Consider the following 25,826-nt stretch of genomic DNA (forward strand, 5'->3'; position numbering starts at 1 on the left):
GGGAAGTAGACTAGGCGCAACAATCATCTTCATACTCGGAACGACTCAGTGACCAAGCAACATTCCTTTGATCGCGAAGAACTGCTGGCCTGCTCGCGCGGCGAACTATTTGGCCCCGGCAATGCACAGTTGCCAGCTCCTAACATGCTGATGCTTGATCGCATTAAGCACATTCACGAAGAGGGCGGTGAGCATGGCAAGGGCGAACTGATCGCCGAGCTGGATATCGCACCTGATCTGTGGTTTTTTGATTGCCACTTCCCAGGAGATCCAGTGATGCCCGGCTGCTTAGGGCTTGATGCGATGTGGCAGCTGGTGGGCTTCTATCTGGGATGGCTTGGCCATCCTGGCCGTGGCCGTGCGCTAGGCTGTGGCGAAGTGAAGTTCAGCGGCCAAATTTTGCCCGATGCACAAAAAGTGACGTATCGCATTAATATGAAGCGCGTCATCACTCGTCGGCTTATCCTAGGCATTGCTGACGGCACCGTGTCCGTTGACGGACGCGACATCTACCAGGCTAATGACCTGCGCGTTGGCCTATTCACCTCCACTGCGAATTTCTAACAGGAGGCTCCCATGCGACGAGTGGTAGTCACCGGCCTTGGCATCGTGTCGTGCTTAGGCAACGACCAGCAACAGGTCCTAGACGCGCTCAAAAACGGGCGCAGCGGTATTCGTTTTAAGGAAGAGTACGCTGAGCGTGGCTTCCGTAGCCATGTAGCAGGCAGCGTTGATATCGACTTGGACGCGTTAATCGACCGCAAACTGCGCCGCTTTATGGGCGACGCAGCAGCCTATGCGTATGTCTCCATGGCTCAAGCAGTCGAAGACGCCGGGCTAACTGAAGCCCAGGTTTCTGACGTGCGTACGGGGCTGATTGCAGGCTCGGGGGGTGCATCAAGCGCCAACCAAGTTGAAGCTGCCGACGCCATGCGCGAGAAAGGCCTGCGCCGCGTAGGCCCCTACCGTGTTACCCGCACCATGGGCAGCACAGTGTCTGCGTGCTTGGCAACGCCGTTTAAAATCAAAGGTGTGAATTACTCAATCTCTTCCGCCTGCGCAACCTCAGCTCACTGTATCGGCAATGCCATGGAGCAGATCCAGCTAGGCAAGCAAGATGTGGTATTTGCTGGCGGTGGCGAAGAGGAGCACTGGACGCTGTCGTGTCTGTTCGACGCCATGGGTGCTCTCTCTACGCACTATAACGACACGCCTGACAAGGCTTCTCGCCCCTACGACCAGGCGCGCGACGGCTTTGTGATCGCTGGCGGCGGCGGCATGCTGGTGCTTGAAGAGCTGGAGCATGCCAAAGCTCGTGGCGCGAAGATTTACGGCGAGCTGGTGGGCTATGGCGCAACGTCTGATGGCTACGACATGGTGGCTCCCTCTGGCGAAGGTGCTACACGCTGTATGCACCAAGCGATGGCGACCGTGCAGGGCGATATCGACTATATCAATACCCACGGCACCTCTACGCCGGTTGGTGATATGGCTGAGTTGAAGGCCATCCGCAATGTGTTTGGCAACTCAACGCCTGCTATGAGCTCGACCAAATCGCTAACGGGCCACTCCCTGGGAGCAACAGGCGTACAAGAAGCCATCTACTCACTGTTGATGATGCAGCACAATTTTGTAGCTGCCTCGGCAAACGTTGATCAGCTGGATGAGCAGGCCGATGGCTTCGATATTGTGACCCAGCGTCGCGATAACGTCACCATCGACCGCGTGCTGTCTAATAGCTTTGGCTTTGGCGGTACGAACGCTTGCTTAGTCTTCCAGCGCTATAACGGTTGATCAGCACTTAAGCAGCATAAAAACGGCGCCTTTCGAGGCGCCGTTTTGCGTTATAAAACGATTAGCGAGACGCTGGCCGTGGCACCTCTGAAATTTCCTGTAGCTGACCCTCTATCCAAGCCTCTACATCTTCCAAGACTTCATCGGGAGTACGCCCGGAGGTCTCAATGGGCGCTCCAATGCGCACCCGCAGTACACCCGGGCGCTTGACCCAGTGACGACCAGGCCAGCGCTCACCGGCATTGTGAGCGACGGGAAGCACCGGCACACCGGCTCGGCAAGCAACGACGCTACCGCTTTTGTTATAGCGCTTGCGCACGCCAGGATCTACCCGCGTGCCCTCTGGGAAAATCAGGACAGACAGGCCAGTGCCCAGACGTTCGACGCCCTGCGTCAGCACCTGTTTCATGGCTCGCGCGGGCTTGGAGCGATCCAAACTGATCGGGCGTAGCAAGCGCAGCCCCCACCCAAAAACGGGAATGCGCAGCAGCTCGCGCTTGAGCACGGTGCACACCGGCGGCTTCATCACCTGCAGAAAGAGCGTCTCCCACTCACACTGGTGATTGGCTTGAATGACGCAGGGCCCTGACGGGATATTTTCCCGCCCCTGAATCTCATAGCGCACACCGCAGGCAATGCGGAACCACACCATCAAGAAGTAGTTGTAGAGATTCAATAGCCGATAGCGAGCCGCCAGTGGCAGAAACGGTGCGATGGGTAAAAAAAGCACCCCAATGAGCAGCATGGCAGTGAAATAACCTAAATAAAACAGCAGGCTGCGACCCACATTGATCAAACTGACTCTCCTGTCCCAACGTCATCACGCTGCTGGTCACGGGTTAAACACCACGCATCCAGCATGCGTCCCACTTCCAGCCGCCAAGGTTTTTGATGCACACCAAAAACATCCAACACTCGACGGCAGTTTAATACCCGACGCAGCTTGGCGTCGTGATGATGATTAAGGGCCTGTATCTCCCCTAAATCAATATGTTCGCCACGCCCTTCTAGGTGAGTGGCCAGCTGAGTACGCACCATTGATGTAAAAGTGAACGCACTGACCGGCTCAGTGCCCGCCAAGTGATAGGCTCCCCAGGCGTCAGCGCCGCAGGCCTGCTGCTGTAGCATGCCAATCAACGCCATGGCGACCGCGTCGGCAGAGGTGGGGCAAAACACTACGTCCTCTGCTGCGCGCACCGTCTGCCCCGTGACAAAGCTGTCGATAATTTCACTCAGCCAGGCGTGGCTACCTTCCAAAGCAAACAGCGGCCCTAAGCGCACAATCAGATGGCGGTGGTATTCGGCACGGATACGATCGCCTGTTTGCACCAATCGACGCAAACACTCATCACGTGGGGCAGGCACGACATGCTCATCAATCGGGCTATCAAATCCCTCTTCATAAAGCTGATCCGAGACACACCACACCAGCGCCACGTCTTGGGCTTGGCAGGCATCCACACAGCGATCAACGGCATCCGCATGGGCTTTCACCTCGGCGAGCGTCATGCTCAGCGGGTGCGCCAGCGGGGGAATGAGCACCGCATCGGGCGCTATCGCCTGTAGCTGACTCGGCGAAACAGCAAGGCCTTGCTCAATGACTAGCTCGGTATCCGCGCGCCGGCTCGCTTCACGGGCTAGCGCTAAACTTAAGCAGTGCCCGGCATCTAGTATCAGCAGCTTCAAGACAGCCTCTCCCCCTCAACCCAAAACCGTGGCGGCAACTGCGCCACGCATCGACGAACGTGTGTAAGGTACTTTTTAGAACGGAATTTCGTCGTCGAAATCATCAAAATTGCCCGGATTGGGGGCGCCATAGCTGTTGTTTTGGTTATTCGGTGCCGGCTGCTGCGGCGGCGCGGGCTGTCCACCTCGCTGAGGGGCCCCACCCTGAGGCGGGTAGCCGCCCTGCTGGGGCAGGTTTTGGCCATAGTTCTGTTGAGGAGGCGCTTGCTGAGCCGGGGCCTGCTGAGCGTAGCCACCCTGCGGGGCACCACCGCCCTGGAAGTCGCCGCCACGGCTATCCAGCATTTGCATATCGTTAGCCACGATCTCCGTGCTGTAACGATCTTGACCGTTCTGGTCCTGCCATTTGCGCGTTTGCAGGCGGCCCTCAATATACACTTTTGAGCCTTTTTTAAGGTACTGCTGGGCGATTTCAGCGGTTTTGTTGAATAGCACCACGCGATGCCACTCGGTGCGCTCCTGGCGCTGGCCACTTTGGCGATCCATCCAGGTATCGGAAGTGGCTAGGTTTAAGTTTGCTACCGCTGTGCCAGAAGGGGTGAATCGCACTTCAGGATCTTGGCCCAGGTTGCCAATCAAAATAACTTTGTTAATACCGCGCGCCATGAGGTCGCTCCTTTACGTAATCGGACAAATAACTGAGTAGGTCGCTACCTGCTGTTTTTAGCAGGTGAGCGCTCATTCTTTAGGGTCGCGGCGGTGGAATCAGTTTTGCCAGCGCCGCTTGATCGAGTTCTTTGCGGTTTACCTTCAAATACATGAGGCGCTCCTCCGGCACGACCATCACATCTTCCACACCAACCACGTCGGCAAGATGCTCCATCAATAAGTTGATCGCATCAGGCTGCGTATCGTGTAACGCCACCACCTCGCTGGAGAGCGGCGGAGGAGAAGACATCCGCCACATGGCTACCCACCACGCCAGCGCTAGCACCGCGCAACCAATAAATACCGCGTTAAGCCCCCAGGTATTCGCCAGCAAGCCGCCCAACGTGCCACCTAAAAAAGCGCCGAGAAACTGGCTGGTGGAATACACCCCCATTGCGGTGCCCTTAGCACCCGCTGGGGCCAACTTGCTAAGCATGGAAGGCAGCGTTGCCTCCAGCAAATTAAAGCCGGTAAAGAAAACAAATAGCCAAACAAACAGCCAATGCCCCTGGGAAAGCGACAACCCTAGGCTGGCTAGGCTGGCAGCGATGGCTCCAATCGCCAATAGGCACATCAGCCTCATACGCTGGCGCTTTTCCGCTATGATCACCAGCGGCACCATCGCCACAAAAGAGAGTGCCATAATGCCTAGGTAGGCTAATCCATGGTACTCCACTGCTACCCCCGCATTGAGTAAGCGGAAGGGGATAGCCACAAAGATTGCCATGAGGACAAGATGCAGCGCAAAAATCGATAGATCAAGCCGCCACAAATCCGGCCGGGTAATCACACTTTTAAACTGCTTCCGGTCCAGCCCTACGTCACGGTGGCGTAACCGGCGCGGCGCAGGCGGCACCCAGCGCCAAAGGACTAACAGTCCCACCAATGTTAGGAGTGCGGTAAACCAAAACACCCCAGAGAGCCCCGCCCAGGAGGCTAACCAAGGACCAAGCACCATGGCAATGGCAAACGATACGCCGATCGAAAGGCCAATGGTGGCCATGGCCGCCGTGCGTACCTGCTCGCGGGTTTGATCTGCCAATAGAGCCATTATGGCGGCCGCCACGGCACCGCCCCCCTGAAGGGCGCGACCTAAAATTACCCCGCCAATGCTATCTGCCATGGCCGCTACCACGCTGCCAAAAGCAAAAATCAGCAGCCCCATCGCAATGACACGCTTACGACCAATGCGGTCAGAGAGCAAACCAAACGGGATTTGCAGCGTCGCCTGGGTTAAGCCATAAATGCCTAACGCCACGCCAACCAGTAGCGGCGTAGCGCCTGTCAACGTGTCGGCATAAAGCGCGAGCACCGGCAGAACCATGAACAGTCCCAGCATACGAGACGCATAAAGGCCGGCCAAGCCGCTGATTGCACGGCGTTCAGCGGCCAGCAGCAGTGCGGAAACCTTGCGCATAGTGCCCTTGTGTATGGTGGATGGGCCAGAACGGCCTGAGGTAACCCCCCATTCTAGCGCTTTGTCATCACGCTGGAAACGCCAAGCGCGGTGACGCAGGCAGAGACAGTTTTGCCGGGAAGGGGACAGCAATCGTATAATTACGCTTTTGCCACGCGATTCGAGGTGTTGATGGACAGCATTCTGGTCAGGGGTGCCCGCACCCACAACCTCAAGCAGATCGATGTGGAGCTGCCTCGCGACAAGCTTATCGTCATTACCGGGCTTTCCGGTTCCGGTAAGTCATCGCTGGCGTTTGACACGCTCTATGCCGAGGGGCAGCGTCGCTACGTGGAGTCGCTCTCTACCTATGCACGCCAATTCCTCTCGATGATGGAGAAGCCCGATGTGGACCACATCGAAGGTCTCTCTCCTGCGATCTCTATTGAGCAGAAATCCACCTCCCACAACCCGCGCTCAACCGTGGGCACTATCACCGAAATCTACGACTACCTGCGTCTGCTGTTTGCCCGCGCAGGCACGCCCCGTTGCCCAGAGCACGGTGAAGACTTAGAAGCCCAGACCATTTCGCAGATGGTCGATCAAGTGATGAACCTCGCCGAGGGCACCAAGCTAATGCTGCTGGCCCCTATGGTGAAGGGCCGCAAAGGCGAGCATTTACAATTGCTCAGCGAGCTGCGTGCCCAGGGGTTCGTGCGGGTGCAGATCGACGGTCAAGTGCTCGAACTCGACGACATCGCACCATTGGATAAGCGTAAAAAACACGATATCAGCGTGGTAGTGGACCGCTTTAAAGTGCGCGACGATATCGCCCAGCGCTTAGCGGAATCGTTTGAGACCGCGCTAAACCTGGCCGACGGCACGGCGATGATTCACTTTATGGATGGCGAGCAGGAAGACCTCGCCTTCTCCTCGCGCTTTGCCTGCCCGGTATGTGGCTACTCGCTCTCAGAGCTTGAGCCGCGCATGTTCTCTTTTAACAACCCTGCGGGCGCCTGCCCTACCTGTGATGGCCTCGGCGTTCAGCAGTACTTTGACCCAGATAAGCTGATTAGCCATCCAGAGCTTTCCCTCGCAGAAGGCGTCATTAAAGGCTGGGATCGGCGCAACATTTACTATTTCACCCAGTTGCAGGCACTCGCCAAGCACTACCGCTTCGAGCTGGAAACCCCCTGGCAGGAGCTGGCTCGCCACGAGCGTGAGATCATCCTCAACGGTAGCGGCAATGAGCAAATTCCGTTCGTGTACGTGGGGGATCGCGGCCGCAAAGTCACCCGGGAGCATGCCTTTGAAGGCGTGCTGCCCAACATGCAGCGCCGCTATCGGGAAACCGAATCCAACATGGTGCGTGATGATCTCGCCAAGTATATCGCCGTGCAGCCGTGTACCACCTGCGGCGGCTCGCGGCTGCGCAAAGAGTCGCGCCATGTGTACGTGGATGACCACAACATTGCGGATATCGTTCACCTGCCGATTGGCGACGCGTGGCGCTACTTTGCCGAGCTGGCCCTGCCGGGGCGTAAAGGCGAAATTGCCGACAAGATCGTCAACGAGATTCACGCGCGCCTAGAGTTCCTGGTCAACGTGGGCCTGGACTACCTGAACCTAGAGCGCAGCGCCGACACCCTCTCCGGCGGCGAAGCCCAGCGTATCCGTCTGGCTAGCCAAATCGGCGCGGGGCTGGTGGGCGTCATGTACATTCTGGACGAGCCCTCTATCGGCCTGCATCAGCGGGACAATGACCGCCTGTTGAAAACCCTGGAGCGACTGCGCGACCTGGGCAATACCGTGATTGTGGTCGAACACGACGAAGACGCCATTCGCGCGGCAGACCATGTGCTGGATATCGGCCCCGGTGCTGGTGTGCATGGCGGTGAAATCGTCGCCCAAGGCACGCCCCAGCAAGTGATGGATAACCCCAACTCGCTCACCGGTCAGTATCTTTCCGGCACTCGTGAAATCGCCGTGCCGCCCTACCGTATTCCCAGCAATCCGGAAAAGCAGTTGGTCGTGCGCGGCGCGACAGGCAATAACCTGCAAAACGTCACGCTGAGCCTGCCTTTGGGGCTGTTTATTGCCGTGACGGGGGTTTCTGGCTCGGGTAAATCAACGCTGATTAACGGCACGCTGATGCCCATTGCCGCCCGTGAGCTTAACCGCGCCACCACCTTGACCCCAGCGCCCTATGAGAAGGTTGAAGGGCTTGATCAGCTCGATAAAGTGATCGATATCGACCAGAGCCCCATTGGCCGTACGCCGCGCTCTAACCCTGCGACGTACACCGGTATTTTCACGCCCATTCGCGAGCTATTTGCGGGTACCCAAGAGGCGCGCTCACGGGGCTATAAGCCGGGCCGCTTCAGCTTTAACGTTAAGGGCGGGCGCTGTGAAGCGTGTCAGGGCGAGGGCATGATCAAGGTAGAGATGCACTTCCTGCCGGATATCTACGTACCCTGCGATGTATGTAAAGGTAAGCGTTACAACCGCGAAACGCTGGATATTCACTATAAAGGCAAGACCATCCACGAAGTGCTGGAAATGACCGTGGAAGACGCGCTGGCATTCTTCAGCCCGGTGCCCGCCATTGCCCGCCGCCTGCAAACGCTAATGGACGTAGGGCTCTCGTATATTCGCTTAGGGCAAAGCGCCACCACGTTATCCGGCGGTGAAGCACAGCGTGTCAAACTGGCCCGAGAGCTAGCTAAGCGCGACACCGGCAAAACGCTCTACATTTTGGATGAACCTACCACAGGCCTACATTTTGAAGATATTCGCCAGCTGCTGACCGTACTCCACCGACTGCGCGATCACGGCAATACGATTGTCGTGATTGAGCACAACTTGGATGTGATCAAAACCGCCGACTGGCTCATTGATCTTGGACCGGAAGGTGGCTCTGGCGGCGGGCAAATTATTGCTGAGGGCACGCCCGAGCAGATTGCCAAGCAGAGCGTTTCGCATACCGGGCGCTTCCTGGCGCCACTACTGGAGCGGGCCAAACGCGCATCATCCACTTCCTAGCGCTTAGCTACCCGGTGCCCGAAGCCAATCACGATATTAGTGGCCAATTCCGCCTGCCGCTCTCCCAGGAGCAGCTGGCGGACATTCTAGGCTTAAGTCCAGTACACGTGATCCGTACTTTTAGTGCGCTCAGCGAAGATGGGCTGGTGTTTCGCGACCGCCATCATGTCTCAATCCCCAACCTTGAAGCGCTGGCCACGGAAGGGGAATTTGATGACTGCTACCTTACCGATAATATCAGGCCGTTATTTGACGAGTGATGCCAGCGGCTAGCCGCACTTTGACCAGCCGCACCCGGCATAACAGGTTGGGCAGCCATCCATCATGATCAAATCACCCCGACACTCAGGGCACGTGCCTACCGTAGCGGGGCCACCGCTTGCTTCACCAGAAGACGATGCGCCGGCAGAGTCTTCAGCCGCCGGGGGCTCCTCCGGCTGCCAGGCATGTCCATGCTGCATGCGGTGCGCATAGCGTGCAACCAGCGTCTCCACCGGCACTTGGTGGCCGTCCTGATCCAGAAAGCCACGCCGATAGAGAATCTGCTGAATCGACCAAGCAATCGCCGCCACTTCAGAATCGTGAAACATGGGCTTATTCCAGCGATTCATGCCACAGCGCACCAAGCCTTTGTCCCAGGCGACTTTGCGCAGGTCTGCCACGGCTTGAGTGACATAGCCCCCACGCGCTGCAAGCGACAGGCTGCGCATGGTCGCAGTAATCCACTGGTGCTCGCTGGAGAGCTGGCCCGAGGGAAAGAAGAACTCCACCGGACGCTCAATCACCACACGCTGGCCGCCAATCACGCCTTCCACTGGCATAAACGAGACCAGCAAGTAGACCTTCTTGCGCCCTTCAGCCCCCACATAAGAGATTTTTTCAGACACTGCTTCCAGTGTGCCTTCCGGGCGCGATGGAATGCGGACCGTTAATGGGTCTTCATCTGGTAGCTCCGGTGCAGGCGCGGGCTGCCCTTGTTGCTTAATACGGTAACCGACAATTTTCGACGTAATTTCAACCGCCATAACGTTCTCCCCAGTTCTTTAGACAGCTCATCAAGCTAAGCCTTGCTTGCGCTTACGATTACCATTTGCCGTAGGTGCCCTCTTTCAAGGCATCAAACAGGTTAGCGGCGTTATGCTCTTCACCGTCGTAAAGCACCTTCTCATCGCCGGTTAGCTCAAGGGTTTCACCATTTTCCAGCTCAAACACATAGGTGGTGTTTTTCAGGTCATCCTCACGCACCAACACGCCTTGGAAGGCTTCCGGGTTAAAGCGGAAGGTAGTGCAACCTTTCAAACGGCTCTCGTAGGCCTGCAGATAGAGGTCTTGGAACTGCTCAAAGGGGAACTCGGTGGGTACATTGACCGTTTTGGAAATCGCCGAGTCCACCCACTGCTGAGCTGCCGCTTGAACGGCGACGTGCTGCTCGGGAGTGACCGCGTCAGCGGTAATAAAGTAATCCGGCAGATCGCTCTCTACCGCATCGGCAGCGATAAAGTGGCGGTAGGCCGCTAGTTCAAACGACACCACCTCCACCTGCTCCTTGGTCTTTTTACCGGACTGGATGATGTTGCGGAAATAGCGATGGGAGAACGACGGCTCAATGCCATTGGAAGCGTTGTTGCCCATGGAGAGCGAGATAGTGCCTGTGGGGGCAATCGAACTATGGTGAGTAAAGCGAGCACCGTGCTCGGCGAGCTGCGCTACCAGCTCCGGCTCAAGCTCGGCCACTTTGGCCATGTATTGGCTATAGCGGGCGTGCAGAATCCGCCCCGGCACCTTGTCACCTACCTCGTAGCCGTCGCTGGCGAGCTGAGGGCGCTCGCGCATCATCTTGGGCGTAATGGTGTGCTCCTCTTCAAGCACTGGCGCCATGCCCCTCTCTTTAGAAAGCTCCAGCGCCTGCTTCCACCCTTCCAACGCCAAATGACGACTGACCTCTTCAGTGAACGTCAGCGACGCCTGAGAGCCGTAGGGAATTTTCAGCATGGTCAGGGTCGAACCAAGACCTAAAAAGCCCATGCCGTGGCGGCGTTTGGCTTCAATTTCGCGCTGTTGCTGGGGGAGCGGCAGGCCAGCAATTTCCACCACGTTGTCGAGCATACGGGTGAAAATCGCCACGACTTTACGGTAGCGCTCCCAATCAAACCGCGGCTCGGCGCTAAACGGCTCGATCACAAACTTGGTCAGGTTGACCGAGCCCAGCAGGCAAGCGCCCTCTGGCGGTAGTGGCTGCTCGCCGCAGGGGTTAGTGGCGCGGATATCTTCGCAGAACCAGTTGTTGTTCATGCGGTTGACTTGATCGATCAGGATAAAGCCCGGCTCGGCGTAGTCGTAGGTGGAGGACATAATCGTGTCCCACAACTCGCGAGCTTTAATCACCTCGACAACACGGCAGGCCACGCGCCCTTCGGCATCCACCGTGTAGCCCTCTTCCACCACCGGCCAGTCGCGGTAAATCACCTCTTCGACGCTCACATCCTCTTTCTCACCAGGATGCAGCGGGAAGGCCAGCGGCCAATCAGCGTTGTGCTTCACCGCTTCCATAAACTCATCGGTGATGAGTAGGCTCAGGTTAAATTGACGCAGCCGCCCTGCTTCGCGCTTGGCTTGAATAAACTCGCGCACGTCCGGGTGCCCCACATCAAAGGTACCCATCTGCGCGCCGCGACGGCCTCCGGCAGACGCCACGGTGAAGCACATCTTGTCGTAGATATCCATAAACGCCAGCGGGCCATTGGTGCCTGCTCCTGCGCCAAACACAAAGGCACCTTTATGGCGCAGGGTTGAGAAGTCGTAGCCAATACCGGCGCCCGACTTCAATGTCATACCCGCATCGACCACAGAGTCGAGGATATCGCGCATAGAGTCACGAATAGTGCGAGAAACGGTGCAATTAATCAGACTGACGGCGGGCTTGTAGGCTTCGGCTCCCGCATTAGAGAGAATTCGCCCAGCGGGAATAGCACCATTTTCCAGCGCCCAGCGAAATTTGGGTAGCCACTCATCGGCCTTTTCACCCTCTACGGCGGCTAGGGCGCGAGCCACGCGCTCAAAGGTCGCTGCGACATCTTGATCCACCGGTTGGCCATGACGATCTTTTAACCGATATTTGGCATCCCAGATTTCCCTAGATGGAGCCTGCATAGGGACTTCACTGGATGTCTTCATCGCCTTGGCTGCGGTACTCATGTTCACGAAACTCCTTCACGATGGGTAGCGATAGCGCTAAAAAACGGGCCGATTATACGTGGCATCGTAGGGGAGTATAGCCCCGACTTTCTACTATATGGGCCGTTTTTTGACGTTAACAGCACTAGATATAGAAAAATCAGCACCTTACCCTTTTGCTTATTCCCAACACGCTATAGGCTTAAGGTTTTCGATGACGATACGACCTATGAACTTCCTGAAAACATCAACTTTCGCCGTCACCGCCATGCTGCTTGTCACAGCTCCCCTTTCATTGGCCGCTACATTTAATGTGGAATCAGTGGCTACCCATGGGCACTGGCAATCCATGGCGCTGACCCTAGGAGAAGAGCGCCACTTTCGTGCTGTGGAGACCCACAGCTACTCCGATGCCACGCTAAGCATAAATGCTACTCAAGGAGTCTGTGATTTACCGTGGCTGGAGATGCGCGTCACCCTAGCGCAGCAGCAGGGAGAGAGCCGCGCGGTGAATCTGGTACCCACTCGGCTGCGGATTGGTGACAACCCGATTGTCGATACCATGGCGGAGTTTATTACCGAGCGGGGCGATGACGGCTTTTATGCCCATTTTTATTTGAGCGATATGGAGACGCTGATCGCTGAGATGCAGTCGGGCGAGCAGCTGTTTTTAGGATTTGACCAGGGAGAGCAGGAACCGTGGTACATGACCTTTAGTTTGGAAGGTGCTGGCAACGCCATTCAACGCATGCAGTCGCTGTGTAGCGGCGCCTCTCTCACAGAGGCACCTGCTCCTCCGGGTTAAGCGCACGCTCTTCCGCAACCTCTACTCGATTACGGCCGCTGTGCTTGGCTTGATACATAGCGGCATCGGCCCGGGCCATCAGCGTTTTACAGCTGTCAGTAGCGAATGATGCTTCGACACGAAGATAGCCTCGAGATATCTCTTTACCCCTTGACCTGTTGCTTCAGCAACAGCTCAACGCGTCGGTTGGCAGCTCGCCCTTCCGCAGTAGCATTACTTTCCATGGGTTGGGTGTCGGCATAGCCGACGGCCCGCATACGTGAAATGGCAATACCTTGCCGCTCTAACTGGCGTACCACTGCGATGGCTCGTCCCACTGAGAGCTCCCAGTTAGACGGAAACCGAGCGGTCGCGATCGGCACGTTATCGGTGTGGCCTTCAACAGAAATTTGACCTTCAAAGGACTGCAGCACCGAGGAGAGCCGTTCTAACACAGCTTGCCCCTGGGGCGTTAGCACATCATTGCCACTGGGGAATAAAAGGCTATCGTCAATACGTAGCGTAACGCCCTCTTGCCCCTGGGAGACACTCACTCCAGGGATATCAAGCCCTGCCATTTGGGGATGTAAGCCATCGTGGCGGGGAAGTATTCCTGTGGCTAGGCTAGCCAATGGCAGTGACGTAACGGCATTCGAGGGATCCATGATACTGCTTTCACTCCCTTCGCCACCGCCGGATGGCGTAAGCGCCAACAGCAGTACAAACAGGGTAATCAGCAGCGTCAATACATCCAGGTAACTGGTCAGCCAGCTCTCGTCACTCTCCCCCACTTCGGCGGGAAGCTCCAAAGCATGCCGTGAGTCGCGGTCGAGCATGGCGCTACCCTTTTAATGCGGAACCCATATCGGGCCGAGGCTTAACGTTCGAGTCACGAATTTCGTCGTGGTAATTCGCTACGAAGGAGTTAAGCGTCTCTTCAATAAACGATGGCAGACGGCGCTTGGTAATTAGCGAAATGCCTTCCAGCACCATGTTCATAGTGATAAGGCGCTCTTCCGTACGCCGCTCTAGCTTCACGGCAATCGGTTTAAACACCAAATTGGCCAACAGGATGCCATAGAAAGTAGTCAACAGCGCCACTGCCATCCGGGGCCCAATTACTTCCAGGTCACCCGCATCCATCACTTCGAGCATGTTGACCAAGCCTACCAAAGTACCAATCATGCCAAAGGCCGGTGCATAGGTGGCCATGGTGCGGAAAATTTGGGCTTCAGCATGCTCGCGGGCTTTCAGCCGCGCAATACGCCAGCGCAGCATGTCGAAGATTTCATCCTCTTTTGTATTCGCAATGACCAGTTGAATACCGGTGCGCAAAAACGGATTACGGGTATGTTCCAGTTCTTTCTCAACCGCTCTAACATCCCCCTTAAACCAAAGGCGCGACATGGAAACCAACTCATTGATGTCATCTCGCACATAGGTGTTTTCACGGCGGAAAACTAAACCAACCAGACGCACCACACGCAGCACTTCTTTCAGCGGATAGCTGATAAACGTGGCCGCCAGCGTGCCAGTGACCACAATGGCAAGCCCCGGTAAGTTAATAAAGCTCTCGGGAGACTCTGCGGTAAAAAATAAAACGCTTACCAACAACAGCATGCTGGCAAATATACCGATCAGCGTAGATGGATTCATCAACGGCTCCTCGCCGGTTATGGTTAGTGAGTGAGAGGATTAATTAGTCTCATGTAGGCGAGCACGCAGCCGACTCACCGCCTGGCTGTGAAGCTGTGAAACCCGTGATTCGGTGACACCGAGCACAGCGCCCACTTCTTTTAGATTCATCTCTTCTTGGTAATACAGCGCCATTAGCAGCTTCTCGCGCTCGGGCAGTGCTTCAATGGCGTCGATCAGCGTTTGCCGCTGCTGTTCATCCAATAATTGTTCAAACGGCTGTCGGTGAGTGTCGTCCCCCGCAGGCTCGCCGCCATCCGCAATGAGCTCTTCGAACGGCAATAATTTCCCGCTATTGGTATCGTTGAGCAGTTGCTGGTAATCACTTAGCGGCATCTCCAGTTCACGGGCAATCTCCCCCTCTTCCGGGGGGCGCCCCAGCTGCTGCTCTAAACGACGCACAGCATCATCTACCGCCCGTGCCGAGCGGCGTACGCTGCGGGGCAGCCAGTCACGAGTGCGCAGCTCGTCCATCATCGCGCCACGGATGCGCTGGCTTGCAAAGGTAGCAAATGTTGCTCCTTGGGCAGCATCAAAGCGCCCTAATGCCTCTAACAAGCCCACCATACCCGCCTGGATCAGATCATCCAGCTCAATACTCGCGGGCAACCTTACCTGCAGCGTTAAGGCCTGACGTCTCACCAGTGGCATGTATTGAGTTAACAGCTCACTCTGTTTGATCCTGCCTTGTGCTGTATACATCCTCGTGCCTCGCGGCTTAACAACCTTTACTGATAGTTCACGATCACTTGTAACCCCTGTACTCGCACAGGGCGTTGCCCTGGCTGCAGCGTAAACCGAAAGTACAGCGGTGCGCTCGCCAACATTCCCGATAGAGCGGTCGTGCTACCGCGCATGCCTGATAGTGCAACACAGCGTTCAGGATGACATAGCCAAGCGTGCACAGGCGTTCCCGGCGGTGACTCAAAGCGCCATTGAATTCGCGACAGCACAGCATTACGCAGCGAGACGCCCGCTGGCGGGGTTATCGCCTGACTGCTGCTGGTACGGTCGCTCATTGCTACCATCACACTAGGCACTTGGCTGCTCCAACTGCCGGTTGCGGCCTGCGTATTCAACGCGAAAAACCATAACCCTGCTACTAGCCCTAAACAGCCCATTTTTCTTACTGTTAACAACTTTGCAGGTTTTATCAACGCCTCAATAGCCATCTGCTTAGCGTTACTTACCCAACTCGCCAAACTCTGCATAACTCTCCCCTTGAGCGACACATGCACCCTGGCCCGCCGCTAGCGCGCCAGCAGCAGAAGCTCAATATCTAAATAACGAGCGGAAGCATTGCCCAAATTATCCAGCAACCCCCGGCGCGGCAGGTGGGGTTCATGAAGGGCTAGAAGACGCTGCGGACCACCATGCTCGCGTAATTGGCGCAACACTCGGTACATGGTGGCAAAGGCGTCAGCATCACTGTTTACCCATAGCGCCCAGCGAGTGTAACGCTCGGCTAAGTCAGTCAGCGAGGCGCTGTCAGGCATGACAATATGAATATCCCAATCCTGTGGGTCACCTGCCCATTGCCTCCCAAGGGCCGACCATTGCCCCAGCCGACCTCGCACTTTGTCCACCTGCGCTGCGCCAGCATGAGGTAAGCCTACTACCACTAACGTTTTTTTCGGTCTTGGAGGCGCCACGGTGGCAGGCTCGGCAGCAGCAGCTACCGTCGGTGCCATGGCCTCCTGGGTATACGCGGCGGCTTTCTCTTCGTTAACGGGTGCGGCAGGCACTGCCTCGTCACTTTCCATGTTATGGCCGACTTCATCAGCACCGCGCTGCTGGCGCTGTAAATCGGCCCATTTGCGCAGGCCAGCCGCCTGATCCTGGCCACTCATACCACGCCCTCACGACTGACGCTACCTAGCTGACGAATGGCATCGCGCGCCATCAGAACGTGTACTAATGCATCAAGCAGTGCCGTATCACGCCGCTTGCGCTGGGTTCCTAACAAGCGCAGCAAATCGGCTCGCAGGGCCTGAGCGTCCTCATCGTCAACGATATCTAGATGGCCAGCTACTGCAGCCGCGCCGCTGGCCATCAGCAGGCGCAGCTCGCTGCTGACATCACCCCCATCGGCCTCTTTAAGCTGCTGCCAAGCACGCTTGGTGAGCGATGCCAGTCCGTCACTCTGCAGTTGAGTGATTAAAAGCGTTAACACATCGCTGCCCAAACGTGCAGGCGTTAGCCAGTAGCGGCGCACGATTCGCTTAGTGCTTTCAGGGTCGCTTACCTCACCGACCCACGCCAATACGGGGTTACCTGATACGTCCTGCGCTTCAACATAGGCGCTGGAAAGCTGCATGCTTTGCCCGCGGAAACGGATGCCCACGCTATGGGTTAAGGTGCTTTCTTGGAACAGGGAACGCAGGGTATAGCGCTCGCCCTGGCAGTATACCCGCTGGCTCGCGGGCACCATGCTGACCCACGTCAGATGCTGAGCGTTTAGCCAAGCCAGCGCCTCAGCGTCTGGCAGGGTAGGCAGCAGATGAACCGCAACATCTCCTGCACAACGCACCAAACGTGGCTGCCAGCCCGCTAGCTGACGGTGCTGAAGGCGAGTCAGTGCCAGCCAAGCACCTTGCTCATTCAAGGCAACATCTGGCATCGACCAGTCACAACCTCGCTCGTTGCGGCGGGGCGACCAAACCACCCCTAACGCGTCACGAGTGGTGGAGGCTCCGGCTAACAGCTCATCTAGGCGCTGGTCTTGTATCACCCCCGGCAGCGCTGCGATGTCCCAGGCGGCTTCCAAGCGGTGAAAATCGACGACACGCTGACGCAAGCGGGTTAACACCGAGGAGAGCCTGCGCCCCTGCCCTAACACATCCCGCGACCAGCGTGGCAAGCTGAGTGGGGCTGTTTCAGCACGCGCGCTACTCGAAACGTTGGCCGACAGTGCTTGATCAATCAGTGCGGGTGGTGTCGCGACCACCATATCTTCTGGCACCTGCTGGCCATAGGAGCCAAACAGCACCCTCATACCGTGGCGCATGACGATGTCTAATACCGGCGCAAGCCGCCCAGCTTCGTCTTGCTTCGTGATGATACAGTCGTCTAACTCGGCACCTGCAGCTCTCGCCGCTTGGCGGTAGCGCAATACGACTTCTTCTAGCGTTTCCGGCTGACTGGCGGCGTTGAGCAACAGCACCAGACGCACGGTGGACTTCCCACCCTGTAAATGGGCGATCTGTTCAATCACCCGCTGATCCCGCTGGCTCATCCCCACGGTATCAATAATCACCCACTGCTTACCTTGTAGCCGACCAACCAATTCATCAATCGGCTGTTCAGCGTCTAGGGCATACATGGGCGTATCCAAGAGCCGTGCATAAATGCGCAGCTGCTCATGAGCGCCGATACGGAAGCTATCGGTGGTCACTAGCGCCACTGGGCGAGTGCCGTGGCGCATCACAAAGCGTGCCGCAAGCTTCGCAGTAGTGGTCGTTTTACCCACCCCAGTGGGGCCAACCAATGCGACGATGCCCGTTTGATCAAAGAAGCTCTCTTCGTGCTGCAGCACGTTAAGCCGTGCCATTAACTGCTCACGCAGCCAGTTAAGCGGCGCGTCGTTAGTAGCCTCGAGCGCGCTCAACTCATCTGGCAATGCTTCCAGCACCTCTTCGCTCAGCTCTGTACTGAAGCCAACCCGGGCCATCAACTGCCGTAGGTGCTCGTAGGCGGTGTCTGCACCGCTTTGAGTCGTTGGCAACGGCTGGCGGCGGGCCAGTAGTTCGCGCATATCTTGCATTTCCCGAAGCAGACGCTCACTCATCGCCTCTAGGGGGTCTGGTTGCTTTGGCAGTAAAAAGACAGGCGCTGGCGCGGGGCTAGCCTTCGGCTCCTCCGCTGGCGTCGTCGGCGACGGGTCGAACTGGTCAACGGCGTCATCCGCCATGGCGAGAATTTCAACGCCGCCTTCGGTGCGACGGTTGGCGACAATAAGTGCATCATCACCTAACACTTCGCGCACTTGGCGCATTACGTCGCGGCTATTTGCTCCGACAAAACGTCTAACGCTCATGTTTCACCTGTTGCCAAAACGTAAAAGGCTATTACCGCTCGAAGTGTGGCCATTAGCGACCACCCACCAGCGTGGTAACGCGCAGGGTGCGGTCGTCGGGAATTTCCGCTTGAGACATCACCACTAAGTGGCGCATGCGGCGGCGCAGGAAGCGCGACAACACGGCCCGTAGCGAGTGCTGAACCACCAGCACAGGCGCTTCACCACTGCCTTCATGTTTCTCTAACGCTTGCTGCGCTTGATTCATCAAGGTATCCGCCAGCCCTGGCTCCATCGCACCATTGCCGTTCATTGCTTGCAACAAGACTTGCTCTAACTGCGCATCCAGCCCCATCACATGCAGCGTATCTTGGCCCGCGAACCACTGCTGGGTAATGGCCCTGCCCAGCGCAATACGCACCAGAGCCGTTAGCTCGTTGGGATCTTTCTGCTGACCCGCATGCTCTGCCAAGGTGTCCAGCACGGTACGCATATCACGAATCGAGACATCCTCATCCAGTAGGTTCTGCAAAATGCGCTGCAGCACGGTGAGGGAGATGGACTTCGGCACTACTTCTTCGACCAGCGATTTTTGATCTTCGCCCAACTTGTCCAGCAGCTTTTGAACCTCCTGGCGGCCCAGCAGTTCAGGCGAGTGGCGGTGCAGCAGATGGTTAAGGTGCGTGGCGATGACCGTACTGGCATCCACGACCGTGTACCCGTATACCTGAGCATGCTCCCGTTGGTTAGCGTCAATCCATACTGCTGGCAAGCCAAAGGCAGGGTCTTGGGTCGGTGTACCCTGAAGCTCCCCCGAGACCTGACCAGGATCAATGGCTAGCCATTTACCGGCCTGCGCCTCAGCGCGGCCAATTTCCGCTCCCTTCATGGAGAGCACATAGGTATTGGGTGGTAGTTCTAAGTTATCGCGAATGTGCACCACGGGCGGCAGGAAGCCCACTTCCTGGGCAAACTTCTTGCGTACGCTTTTAATACGGTCCAGCAGTTCACCCTTCTGCCGGGAATCCACCAAGGGGATCAAGCGATGCCCCACCTCTAAACCAAGCATGTCTACCAGCTGAACATCTTCCCAGCTGGCTTCAGGTGTTTCCTGGATGGGCGGTGGTGCTGCAGAGATCTCTTCCTTAACCAAGGTCTGCTCTTTTCTACGCATTAGATACCAGGCTAGGCCGCCCAGCAGCGCCGTGAAAATAAGGAAAACGAGGTTGGGCATACCGGGAACAAGGCCTAGCAGGCCCATTACCATGGCTGCCAGAATCATCACCTGGGGGTTTACAAACAGCTGGCTGATCATCTGCTGACCAACGTCCTGCTCGGTATTTACCCGTGACACGGTCACGCCCGCCGCCGTGGAGATCACCAGCGCTGGAATCTGGGCGACGAGGCCATCACCAATCGTTAGCAGCGTATACGTGCGGGCGGCATCGGCAAACCCCAGGTCGTGTTGCATCATACCAATCAGTAGGCCGCCGATAATATTAACCACCATGATAACCAGGCCTGCCACGGCATCACCGCGGACGAATTTACTGGCACCGTCCATTGAGCCATAAAAATCCGCTTCCTGGGCAACCTCGGCACGGCGCTTTTTCGCTTCGTCCTCACCAATCAGGCCAGCGTTCAGGTCGGCATCAATCGCCATCTGCTTGCCGGGCATAGCGTCAAGCACGAAGCGGGCCCCTACCTCGGCAATACGCCCAGCCCCCTTGGTGATTACCATAAAGTTGATAATCACCAGGATGAGGAACACGACCAAGCCTACCGCGAAATTACCGCCTACCAGGAAGGTGCCGAAGGCCTCAATGACCTTGCCCGCCGCATCGCCGCCTTCGTGGCCTTCCATCAATACCACACGGGTCGAGGCGACGTTCAGCGAAAGACGCAGCAACGTGGTAAACAGCAGCACGGCCGGAAACGCGGCAAAGTCCAGCGGCTTCTCGGCGAACATGCTGACCAACAACACCATAATCGATAGCGCAATATTGAAAGTGAACAGCAGATCCAGCGCGAACGGCGGAAGGGGCAGAATCATCATGCCCAGAATCATTAAAATCAGCAGCGGACCGGCGAGCAGCTTCATGCTCACATCGTTCATCCAGTTACGCTGATTGATCAACTGGCTTAAGCCTTTCATGGTTGCGCCTCATTGCCATCGGCACGACGGCCGGGACTATCCATTTCCGGGGGTACCGGTAAATTATCGGGTGTGGGGGGCACCTCGCCTCCTTGTTGTGCAACATGTTTCAGGCGGTAGGCCCAGGCCATCACTTCGGCCACGGCAGTGTACAGTTCGGCGGGCACTTCAGCTTCTAAGTCGACATGATGATACAGGGCGCGCGCCAGAGGTGCTGCCTCCAAGCGCGGAACACCTGCTTCCTCGCCAATCTCACGGATTCGAGCGGCAACAGCATCGGCCCCTTTGGCCACCAACCGAGGAGCCCCCATACGCCCCTCCTGGTAAACCAGCGCCACTGCATAGTGGGTTGGGTTGGTAATAATGACATCAGCTTCAGGTACTTTGCTCATCATGCGCCCGCGGGCCATGGCCTGCTGCTGCTGGCGAATACGGCCCTTCACATGGGGGTCGCCCTCAGAGTCTTTATGCTCTTGCTTCACCTCTTCTTTGGTCATACGCAGCTGTTTGGCGTTATTCCACAGCTGAAATGGGACATCAATGAGAATAACCACGATCAGTGACAGGACGATGAGGCCCGCCACCAGCGCTGCCATATTCAGCGCACTGACCAGTCCCTGCTGCACGGGCTGGTCCATTAGCCCCATAAATTTGCCAATATTAAAATATAAAAAGCCAGCTGCCACACCGCCCACCAAGATGGACTTAGCAATCGCCTTAGCCAGCTCAGCAAGGGCCTGAACAGAAAATATCCTTTTTAACCCTTTCACTGGGTTTAATTTTGAAAATTTAGGCTGCAACGATTTTGAAGAGATTAACCAGCCACCTAGCAGTGCCGGTGCAACCAGTGCAATCACCGTGAGCAGTAAAAATAAGGGAAGCATAGCGATGAGGGTTCGCTGGCCAAGATCCAGCGCATTCACCAACATAGGCGTGCTTTCCATGGCATGGCGGCGCTCAAATAAAAACGCCTGCTCCATCACCATCCCAAGCTGGTCATAGAGCATTTGCCCCATACCCCACAACCCCATCACCCCACCCAGCAGCATCATGAAGGTAGTTAGTTCGCGGGATCGAGGCACCTGACCCTCTTTGCGGGCTTTATCTAATCGCCTGGGCGTGGCCTCTTCGGTTTTTTCCTGATCGCTGTCGTTATCTGCCATGCTGTTATCCGGCTGACGAGTGGCCAGTTGACCAAAATAAGGCATACCATAAACTCAGCCGCCCTAAAGGACGGCTGAACAGTCTACCTATTTTGCCAGATGTAGCGGCTTACAATGAGCTAATAACCCAGCATTAAAAGCCTAATTCGTCCAATAAGTCGTCTACCTGATCCTGGCCGGTAACGATATCAGGGGCGTTCCCTTTCACCTGCGGCCCATTAAGAAGATCTTCATTGCGGCGAGCTTTCTCATTTTTCCACTGATCTTCGGCCTTGCGCTGCATCGTTTCACGAGCTTCAACACCGGGAACATTGTCGATGAGTACCTGTACCAGCTGATGCTCGATCTCACGGATCACATCCATCATTTTCTTGATGACTTGACCGGTAAGATCCTGGAAATCCTGTGCCATCATAATGTCCATCAGCTCCTTGTTGGTCGCTGAGGTAATTTCTGGCACGTCGCTCAGGTAGGTGCGCGTCTCTTTTACCAACACCTTTGCGTCGTCTAGCTCTTTTGGTGCTTCGAACCACTCGGCCCAACGCTTGTCGAGTGCTTCCGCACGCTCAGAGAGCTGATCTTGCAGCGGCTGCGCACGATCAATGGCGTTCAACGCCCTGTCTGCAGCCTGCTCGGTCATCGTCGCCACGTAGTGCAGCCGGTCACGGGCGTCGGGGATCGCTTCAGCGGCCTTTTCAATCTCTTTGTCTAAGCCCAACTCGCGCATATTGTCACGCAGCATGCGGGTAAGCTTACCAATACGAAAGATAAGGTCTTCTGCGGCTTCTTCAGACAGTTGGGCAGAACCACCCTGCTCATTCTGACTCATTGTGTTGTCTCCTCGTTAACCGAGCGCCTTGGCTCAGCTGCGTCATTTACCCATTTTCTCGAAGATTTTATTCAGCTTCTCTTCTAGGGTCGCGGCAGTGAACGGTTTGACGACATAACCATTGGCACCCGCTTGTGCGGCAGCAATAATATTCTCTTTCTTTGCTTCGGCCGTTACCATCAGTACTGGCAAGTCTTTTAGCGCATTGTCCTGGCGAATCTCTTTCAGCATTTCCAGGCCATCTAGGTTGGGCATGTTCCAGTCGGAAACCACAAACTCAAAATTGCCCGCGCGCAATTTATTAAGCGCATCTTGACCATCTTCGGCTTCTTCAACATTAGTGAAGCCCAGCTCTTTCAGCAGGCTACGTACGATCCGGCGCATAGTGGGAAAATCGTCTACTACCAAGAAACTCATGTTCTTATCAGCCATTGGTCATCCTCTCAATAACGACATCTATAGGGTGACTGGGAATTCAGTCAGGGTTAAAATTCTTCCCACTCTTCGTGGTGCTGCTGGGCAGTTGCTCGACGATTCGGCGGTAAAGCCGTTGACTGAGCAGCAGACGCCTTAGGAACCGACGTGTGCGATGCTGATACACGCGTAGGTAACGCATGTGATGCCTGCTGAGCACTTAGCACCTGAAAGACCGCGACCGCCTCTTCTAAGCGATTTGCTTGCTCTTCTAGTGAAGCGGCCGCTGCGGTTGCCTGCTGGACTAACGCGGCATTTTGCTGAGTCACCTGGTCCATTTGCCCCACTGCCTGACTCACCTGCTCAATACCGTCGCTCTGCTCTTGGGACGCCGCTGAAATCTCATCCATGATATCTGTAACCCGGCGCACCGCGGTGACGACTTCCGTCATTGTCTGGCCCGCCTTTTCTACCAGAGATGAACCCTGGTTGATCTGACTAACAGACGCCTCAATCAGCGTTTTAATCTCTTTTGCCGCATCCGCACTGCGGCTAGCGAGGTTACGCACTTCCCCGGCCACCACCGCAAACCCGCGCCCCTGCTCGCCAGCCCGTGCTGCCTCAACCGAAGCATTCAGTGCCAGAATATTGGTCTGAAACGCGATGGAATCGATCACATTAGTGATATCTGCCACTTTTTGAGAGCTGGTGGAGATACCGTGCATGGTTTGCACCACTTGTTCAACGACTTGGCCACCCCGTTCTGCTGTGGTGGAAGCATCAGCGGCTAGCGTACTGGCCTGTCGAGCGTTGTCAGCATTCTGTTTCACGGTGGCTGTCATCTGCTCCATACTGGCCGCCGTTTGCTCAATGGACGCTGCCTGCTGCTCAGTACGCGATGAAAGATCAGCGTTGCCGCTGGCGATTTCTCGGGTGCCGTGGTGAATCTCTCGACTCCCCTCGCGCACCCGTGCCACCGTTGCGCTAAGGTTTTGCTGCATGGTGGCCATAGCCGAAAATAAACGGCCAATTTCGTTTTTACCGGCCTCTGGCAGCGGCTGCGTTAAGTCTGCCTCGGCAATGCGATCAAGCCGCTGAACGGCATTGTTAAGTGGCGCAATGACTGTGCGGCGTAAACCGATATAAATGGCCAGCGTCACTATCAGCGCAAGGCCTACCGCTAGCGCGTTGATTAAGGTAAACAGCTCTCCCTGAGACTCAGCATCCACACGGATTGTATCAACACGCCCAAAACCATAATCGACGAAGGCATCAATACTTTCGGAGAGTGCGTTTAGTGGCTCGGCCAGTTCGCCTCGTAGCTGGTTAAACGTATTGATATCCATGAACTCAAAGCTAGCGTGTTGCTGCTTTACCAGATCAAGCACAGCGCGGAAGTTTTCATCGACAGCGCTTCCCAAAACTTCATCCCGTGCTGTACGCGGCGCGGCCTGATACTTCTCAAAGCGACGCTCGGCCCGTTCGATACGATTTGCCGCCACCTCTACCTGCTCATTAGATTGGCGAGTCTGCCCCACCATCAGTAAATTAGAGGCAGTCTCCATGGCTAGCATGGCTTGGTTGAGTAGAGAGTCGGCGCGGTTCAGCTCGTTAAGCTGTTCATTTCCAATAAGATTCAGCGTCGCTAAGTTACTCTGAGCATTACGGTCAGCCACGACGCCAAGCCCACCCACAACCAACATCAGCGTGACGAGGCAGGTTAGCGCCGTTACCACGGTCGAATGAATACTTAAATTGCGCAGTAAACGCGTCATTGTTATGGCTCCCCTTATTAATGCATGAACCAAGAAGGGTTTGACATTTCTTGGTACTTAAACGCGCTGCGCGCGCCCTGAAGCAGCAACCAGCGCCATAAGACGCGACGGTATATCGTCGAGTGCAACGACCTCGACTGCTCCCCCAACGGCAATCGCCTCTCGCGGCATACCAAAAACCACACAGGTCTCTTCATTTTGTGCGATCGTCGGCGCACCTGCTTGACGCATTTCTAATAGGCCTGCCGCGCCATCTTTCCCCATACCGGTCAGAATGACGCCGATGGCGTTTTTGCCAGCATGCTTAGAAGCGGAGTGAAACAACACATCTACCGAGGGGCGATGGCGGTTAACCGGCGGTCCATCATTTAGGCGGGCTACGTAGTTGGCGCCACTGCGGGCAAGCTCTAAGTGCTGGTCGCCAGGGGCAATATAGGCATGGCCTGGCAGAACCCGCTCACCGTCCGTGGCTTCCTTCACGGTAATACTACACAGTCGATCCAGGCGTTCTGCAAAAGAGCGCGTGAAGCCACCGGGCATATGCTGGGTAATTAAAATGGCAGGCGCATTGGCAGGTAAAGGTTCTAATACGGCACGGATTGCTTCAGTGCCGCCAGTAGAAGCACCAATAATAATGAGCTTCTCGCTGGATATCATGGGTGCTTTAAGCCGAGTGGGCGGCGGCGTGTTTTTATGGCGTGCCTGACGCGGACGCGAACGAGCTGCAGCACGCAATTTTTCAGCAATTTCGTTAGCATACTCCATCATACCGCTGCGAATACCCAGGCTTGGCTTCGCTACAAAATCCAGCGCACCGAGCTCCAGGGCGCGCAGGGTAATTTCAGAGCCGCTTTGGGTTAGCGACGACACCATCAGCACCGGCATAGGGCGCAATCGCATCAGCCGCTCAAGAAAATCGAGGCCGTCCATCCTCGGCATCTCGACATCAAGCGTCAGTACATCTGGGTTATGCTGCTTGATCAGATCTCGGGCAGCAATGGGGTCAGGCGCAACGGCGACAACTTCCATGTCTGGCTGTGAGTTAATGATTTCGGTCAGCAAATCACGAATCAGCGCCGAGTCATCGACGCACAACACTTTGATCTTGGCAGCGCTCAAAGCACGCCTCCTCTTACGGTATCCACCGCGGCATCACTCCCTGCTGGCAAACGCCCTCGCCGGAGCTTAGCTCACGT

General features: G+C 56.3%; 22 protein-coding genes and 1 pseudogene. 5 read left to right on the top strand and 18 right to left on the bottom strand.

Translation table 11 applies throughout. From position 1 onward, the window contains the following. The first annotated feature begins 48 nt into the window (after positions 1 to 48). Together fabA and fabB are read left to right on the top strand one after the other, a co-directional pair. Entirely contained in the window at positions 49 to 564 is a 516-nt protein-coding gene (gene fabA / locus NH344_RS04640; RefSeq protein WP_044630323.1) for a 3-hydroxyacyl-[acyl-carrier-protein] dehydratase FabA, read from the top strand. 12 nt (positions 565 to 576) lie between these two features. Continuing rightward, a complete protein-coding gene (gene fabB, locus NH344_RS04645; RefSeq protein WP_044630322.1) occupies positions 577 to 1,794 on the top strand; it encodes a beta-ketoacyl-ACP synthase I in 1,218 nt (405 codons plus the stop codon). A gap of 61 nt (positions 1,795 to 1,855) precedes the next feature. On the opposite strand, the gene NH344_RS04650 is transcribed toward fabB, so the two are convergent. The 4 genes from NH344_RS04650 to NH344_RS04665 form a co-directional block, all read right to left on the bottom strand. Further along, complete coding sequence (locus NH344_RS04650) at positions 1,856 to 2,590, bottom strand: lysophospholipid acyltransferase family protein (protein WP_044630321.1); 735 nt, start codon at positions 2,588 to 2,590, stop codon at positions 1,856 to 1,858. Then, a complete protein-coding gene (locus NH344_RS04655) occupies positions 2,587 to 3,480 on the bottom strand; it encodes a sugar nucleotide-binding protein (RefSeq protein WP_058579859.1) in 894 nt (297 codons plus the stop codon). Before NH344_RS04655 ends, NH344_RS04650 begins: the two co-directional genes overlap by 4 nt. A 75-nt stretch (positions 3,481 to 3,555) precedes the next feature. Beyond that, positions 3,556 to 4,146 (bottom strand): single-stranded DNA-binding protein, encoded by a 591-nt coding sequence (gene ssb, locus NH344_RS04660; RefSeq protein WP_044630319.1) that lies wholly within the window; start codon positions 4,144 to 4,146, stop codon positions 3,556 to 3,558. Positions 4,147 to 4,225: 79 nt separating this feature from the next. Next, entirely contained in the window at positions 4,226 to 5,605 is a 1,380-nt protein-coding gene (locus NH344_RS04665; RefSeq protein ID WP_044630318.1) for an MFS transporter, read from the bottom strand. A gap of 171 nt (positions 5,606 to 5,776) precedes the next feature. Here NH344_RS04665 and uvrA point away from each other — a divergent pair, with 171 nt between their 5' ends. Continuing rightward, complete coding sequence (uvrA, locus tag NH344_RS04670) at positions 5,777 to 8,626, top strand: excinuclease ABC subunit UvrA (protein ID WP_044630317.1); 2,850 nt, start codon at positions 5,777 to 5,779, stop codon at positions 8,624 to 8,626. A 32-nt stretch (positions 8,627 to 8,658) separates the two neighbouring features. Then, positions 8,659 to 8,886: pseudogene (locus NH344_RS04675) on the top strand (helix-turn-helix domain-containing protein); the annotation flags it as partial. Positions 8,887 to 8,895: 9 nt separating this feature from the next. On the opposite strand, the gene NH344_RS04680 reads toward NH344_RS04675, so the two are convergent. Beyond that, positions 8,896 to 9,651 (bottom strand): hypothetical protein, encoded by a 756-nt coding sequence (locus tag NH344_RS04680; protein ID WP_044629547.1) that lies wholly within the window; start codon positions 9,649 to 9,651, stop codon positions 8,896 to 8,898. A 58-nt stretch (positions 9,652 to 9,709) separates the two neighbouring features. Continuing rightward, positions 9,710 to 11,821 carry an adenosylcobalamin-dependent ribonucleoside-diphosphate reductase gene (locus tag NH344_RS04685; RefSeq protein ID WP_253027589.1) on the bottom strand — a complete coding sequence of 704 codons (2,112 nt, stop codon included), beginning with the start codon at positions 11,819 to 11,821 and terminating at the stop codon, positions 9,710 to 9,712. A gap of 193 nt (positions 11,822 to 12,014) precedes the next feature. Between NH344_RS04685 and NH344_RS04690 the strand changes: the two genes are divergently transcribed. Beyond that, positions 12,015 to 12,605: a hypothetical protein gene (locus NH344_RS04690; protein WP_052509941.1), complete on the top strand. Its 591-nt coding sequence runs from the start codon at positions 12,015 to 12,017 to the stop codon at positions 12,603 to 12,605. A gap of 143 nt (positions 12,606 to 12,748) precedes the next feature. Here the strand turns inward: NH344_RS04690 and NH344_RS04695 are convergent, their stop codons facing one another. The 12 genes from NH344_RS04695 to NH344_RS04750 form a co-directional block, all read right to left on the bottom strand. After that, complete coding sequence (locus NH344_RS04695; protein WP_044629550.1) at positions 12,749 to 13,420, bottom strand: OmpA family protein; 672 nt, start codon at positions 13,418 to 13,420, stop codon at positions 12,749 to 12,751. Between the two features lie 4 nt (positions 13,421 to 13,424). Further along, entirely contained in the window at positions 13,425 to 14,240 is an 816-nt protein-coding gene (locus tag NH344_RS04700) for a MotA/TolQ/ExbB proton channel family protein (protein ID WP_062360455.1), read from the bottom strand. Between the two features lie 39 nt (positions 14,241 to 14,279). Beyond that, positions 14,280 to 14,981, bottom strand: coding sequence for an RNA polymerase sigma factor FliA (locus NH344_RS04705; protein WP_044629552.1), 702 nt, complete (start codon positions 14,979 to 14,981; stop codon positions 14,280 to 14,282). 26 nt (positions 14,982 to 15,007) lie between these two features. After that, positions 15,008 to 15,358, bottom strand: coding sequence for a flagellar protein FlhE (locus tag NH344_RS04710; protein WP_244154881.1), 351 nt, complete (start codon positions 15,356 to 15,358; stop codon positions 15,008 to 15,010). Positions 15,359 to 15,529: 171 nt separating this feature from the next. Further along, positions 15,530 to 16,129: a hypothetical protein gene (locus NH344_RS04715; RefSeq protein ID WP_089674599.1), complete on the bottom strand. Its 600-nt coding sequence runs from the start codon at positions 16,127 to 16,129 to the stop codon at positions 15,530 to 15,532. Continuing rightward, positions 16,126 to 18,315: a flagellar biosynthesis protein FlhF gene (gene flhF, locus NH344_RS04720; protein ID WP_253027590.1), complete on the bottom strand. Its 2,190-nt coding sequence runs from the start codon at positions 18,313 to 18,315 to the stop codon at positions 16,126 to 16,128. The genes NH344_RS04715 and flhF overlap by 4 nt, the downstream gene beginning before the upstream one ends. A gap of 52 nt (positions 18,316 to 18,367) precedes the next feature. Beyond that, positions 18,368 to 20,449: a flagellar biosynthesis protein FlhA gene (flhA, locus tag NH344_RS04725; RefSeq protein WP_058577010.1), complete on the bottom strand. Its 2,082-nt coding sequence runs from the start codon at positions 20,447 to 20,449 to the stop codon at positions 18,368 to 18,370. Continuing rightward, entirely contained in the window at positions 20,446 to 21,612 is a 1,167-nt protein-coding gene (gene flhB / locus NH344_RS04730; protein ID WP_253027596.1) for a flagellar biosynthesis protein FlhB, read from the bottom strand. Before flhB ends, flhA begins: the two co-directional genes overlap by 4 nt. Positions 21,613 to 21,745: 133 nt before the next feature. After that, entirely contained in the window at positions 21,746 to 22,441 is a 696-nt protein-coding gene (gene cheZ / locus NH344_RS04735; RefSeq protein ID WP_172515209.1) for a protein phosphatase CheZ, read from the bottom strand. 42 nt (positions 22,442 to 22,483) lie between these two features. After that, positions 22,484 to 22,873 (bottom strand): chemotaxis response regulator CheY, encoded by a 390-nt coding sequence (gene cheY / locus NH344_RS04740; protein ID WP_044629557.1) that lies wholly within the window; start codon positions 22,871 to 22,873, stop codon positions 22,484 to 22,486. A 53-nt stretch (positions 22,874 to 22,926) separates the two neighbouring features. Further along, entirely contained in the window at positions 22,927 to 24,630 is a 1,704-nt protein-coding gene (locus tag NH344_RS04745; RefSeq protein WP_172515208.1) for a methyl-accepting chemotaxis protein, read from the bottom strand. A 57-nt stretch (positions 24,631 to 24,687) separates the two neighbouring features. Further along, the gene (locus NH344_RS04750; RefSeq protein ID WP_058577009.1) at positions 24,688 to 25,749 is read right to left on the bottom strand and encodes a chemotaxis response regulator protein-glutamate methylesterase; all 1,062 of its coding nucleotides are present in this window, start codon (positions 25,747 to 25,749) and stop codon (positions 24,688 to 24,690) included. Positions 25,750 to 25,826 lie beyond the last annotated feature (77 nt).

The sequence above is a fragment of the Halomonas sp. Ps84H-12 genome (genome assembly GCF_024124725.1).
Taxonomy (GTDB): Bacteria; Pseudomonadota; Gammaproteobacteria; order Pseudomonadales; family Halomonadaceae; genus Vreelandella; species Vreelandella aquamarina.

What these genes read in the sequence shown, in the direction of transcription:
- fabB (WP_044630322.1), top strand. Translation starts at nt 577, where the DNA reads ATGCGACGAGTGGTAGTCACCGGCCTTGGCATCGTGTCGTGCTTAGGC.
- ssb (WP_044630319.1), bottom strand. Translation starts at nt 4,146, where the DNA reads ATGGCGCGCGGTATTAACAAAGTTATTTTGATTGGCAACCTGGGCCAA.
- NH344_RS04665 (WP_044630318.1), bottom strand. Translation starts at nt 5,605, where the DNA reads ATGCGCAAGGTTTCCGCACTGCTGCTGGCCGCTGAACGCCGTGCAATC.
- uvrA (WP_044630317.1), top strand. Translation starts at nt 5,777, where the DNA reads ATGGACAGCATTCTGGTCAGGGGTGCCCGCACCCACAACCTCAAGCAG.
- NH344_RS04680 (WP_044629547.1), bottom strand. Translation starts at nt 9,651, where the DNA reads ATGGCGGTTGAAATTACGTCGAAAATTGTCGGTTACCGTATTAAGCAA.
- NH344_RS04685 (WP_253027589.1), bottom strand. Translation starts at nt 11,821, where the DNA reads ATGAGTACCGCAGCCAAGGCGATGAAGACATCCAGTGAAGTCCCTATG.
- NH344_RS04690 (WP_052509941.1), top strand. Translation starts at nt 12,015, where the DNA reads ATGACGATACGACCTATGAACTTCCTGAAAACATCAACTTTCGCCGTC.
- NH344_RS04695 (WP_044629550.1), bottom strand. Translation starts at nt 13,420, where the DNA reads ATGCTCGACCGCGACTCACGGCATGCTTTGGAGCTTCCCGCCGAAGTG.
- NH344_RS04700 (WP_062360455.1), bottom strand. Translation starts at nt 14,240, where the DNA reads ATGAATCCATCTACGCTGATCGGTATATTTGCCAGCATGCTGTTGTTG.
- NH344_RS04705 (WP_044629552.1), bottom strand. Translation starts at nt 14,981, where the DNA reads ATGTATACAGCACAAGGCAGGATCAAACAGAGTGAGCTGTTAACTCAA.
- NH344_RS04715 (WP_089674599.1), bottom strand. Translation starts at nt 16,129, where the DNA reads ATGAGTGGCCAGGATCAGGCGGCTGGCCTGCGCAAATGGGCCGATTTA.
- flhF (WP_253027590.1), bottom strand. Translation starts at nt 18,315, where the DNA reads ATGAGCGTTAGACGTTTTGTCGGAGCAAATAGCCGCGACGTAATGCGC.
- flhA (WP_058577010.1), bottom strand. Translation starts at nt 20,449, where the DNA reads ATGAAAGGCTTAAGCCAGTTGATCAATCAGCGTAACTGGATGAACGAT.
- flhB (WP_253027596.1), bottom strand. Translation starts at nt 21,612, where the DNA reads ATGGCAGATAACGACAGCGATCAGGAAAAAACCGAAGAGGCCACGCCC.
- cheZ (WP_172515209.1), bottom strand. Translation starts at nt 22,441, where the DNA reads ATGAGTCAGAATGAGCAGGGTGGTTCTGCCCAACTGTCTGAAGAAGCC.
- cheY (WP_044629557.1), bottom strand. Translation starts at nt 22,873, where the DNA reads ATGGCTGATAAGAACATGAGTTTCTTGGTAGTAGACGATTTTCCCACT.
- NH344_RS04745 (WP_172515208.1), bottom strand. Translation starts at nt 24,630, where the DNA reads ATGACGCGTTTACTGCGCAATTTAAGTATTCATTCGACCGTGGTAACG.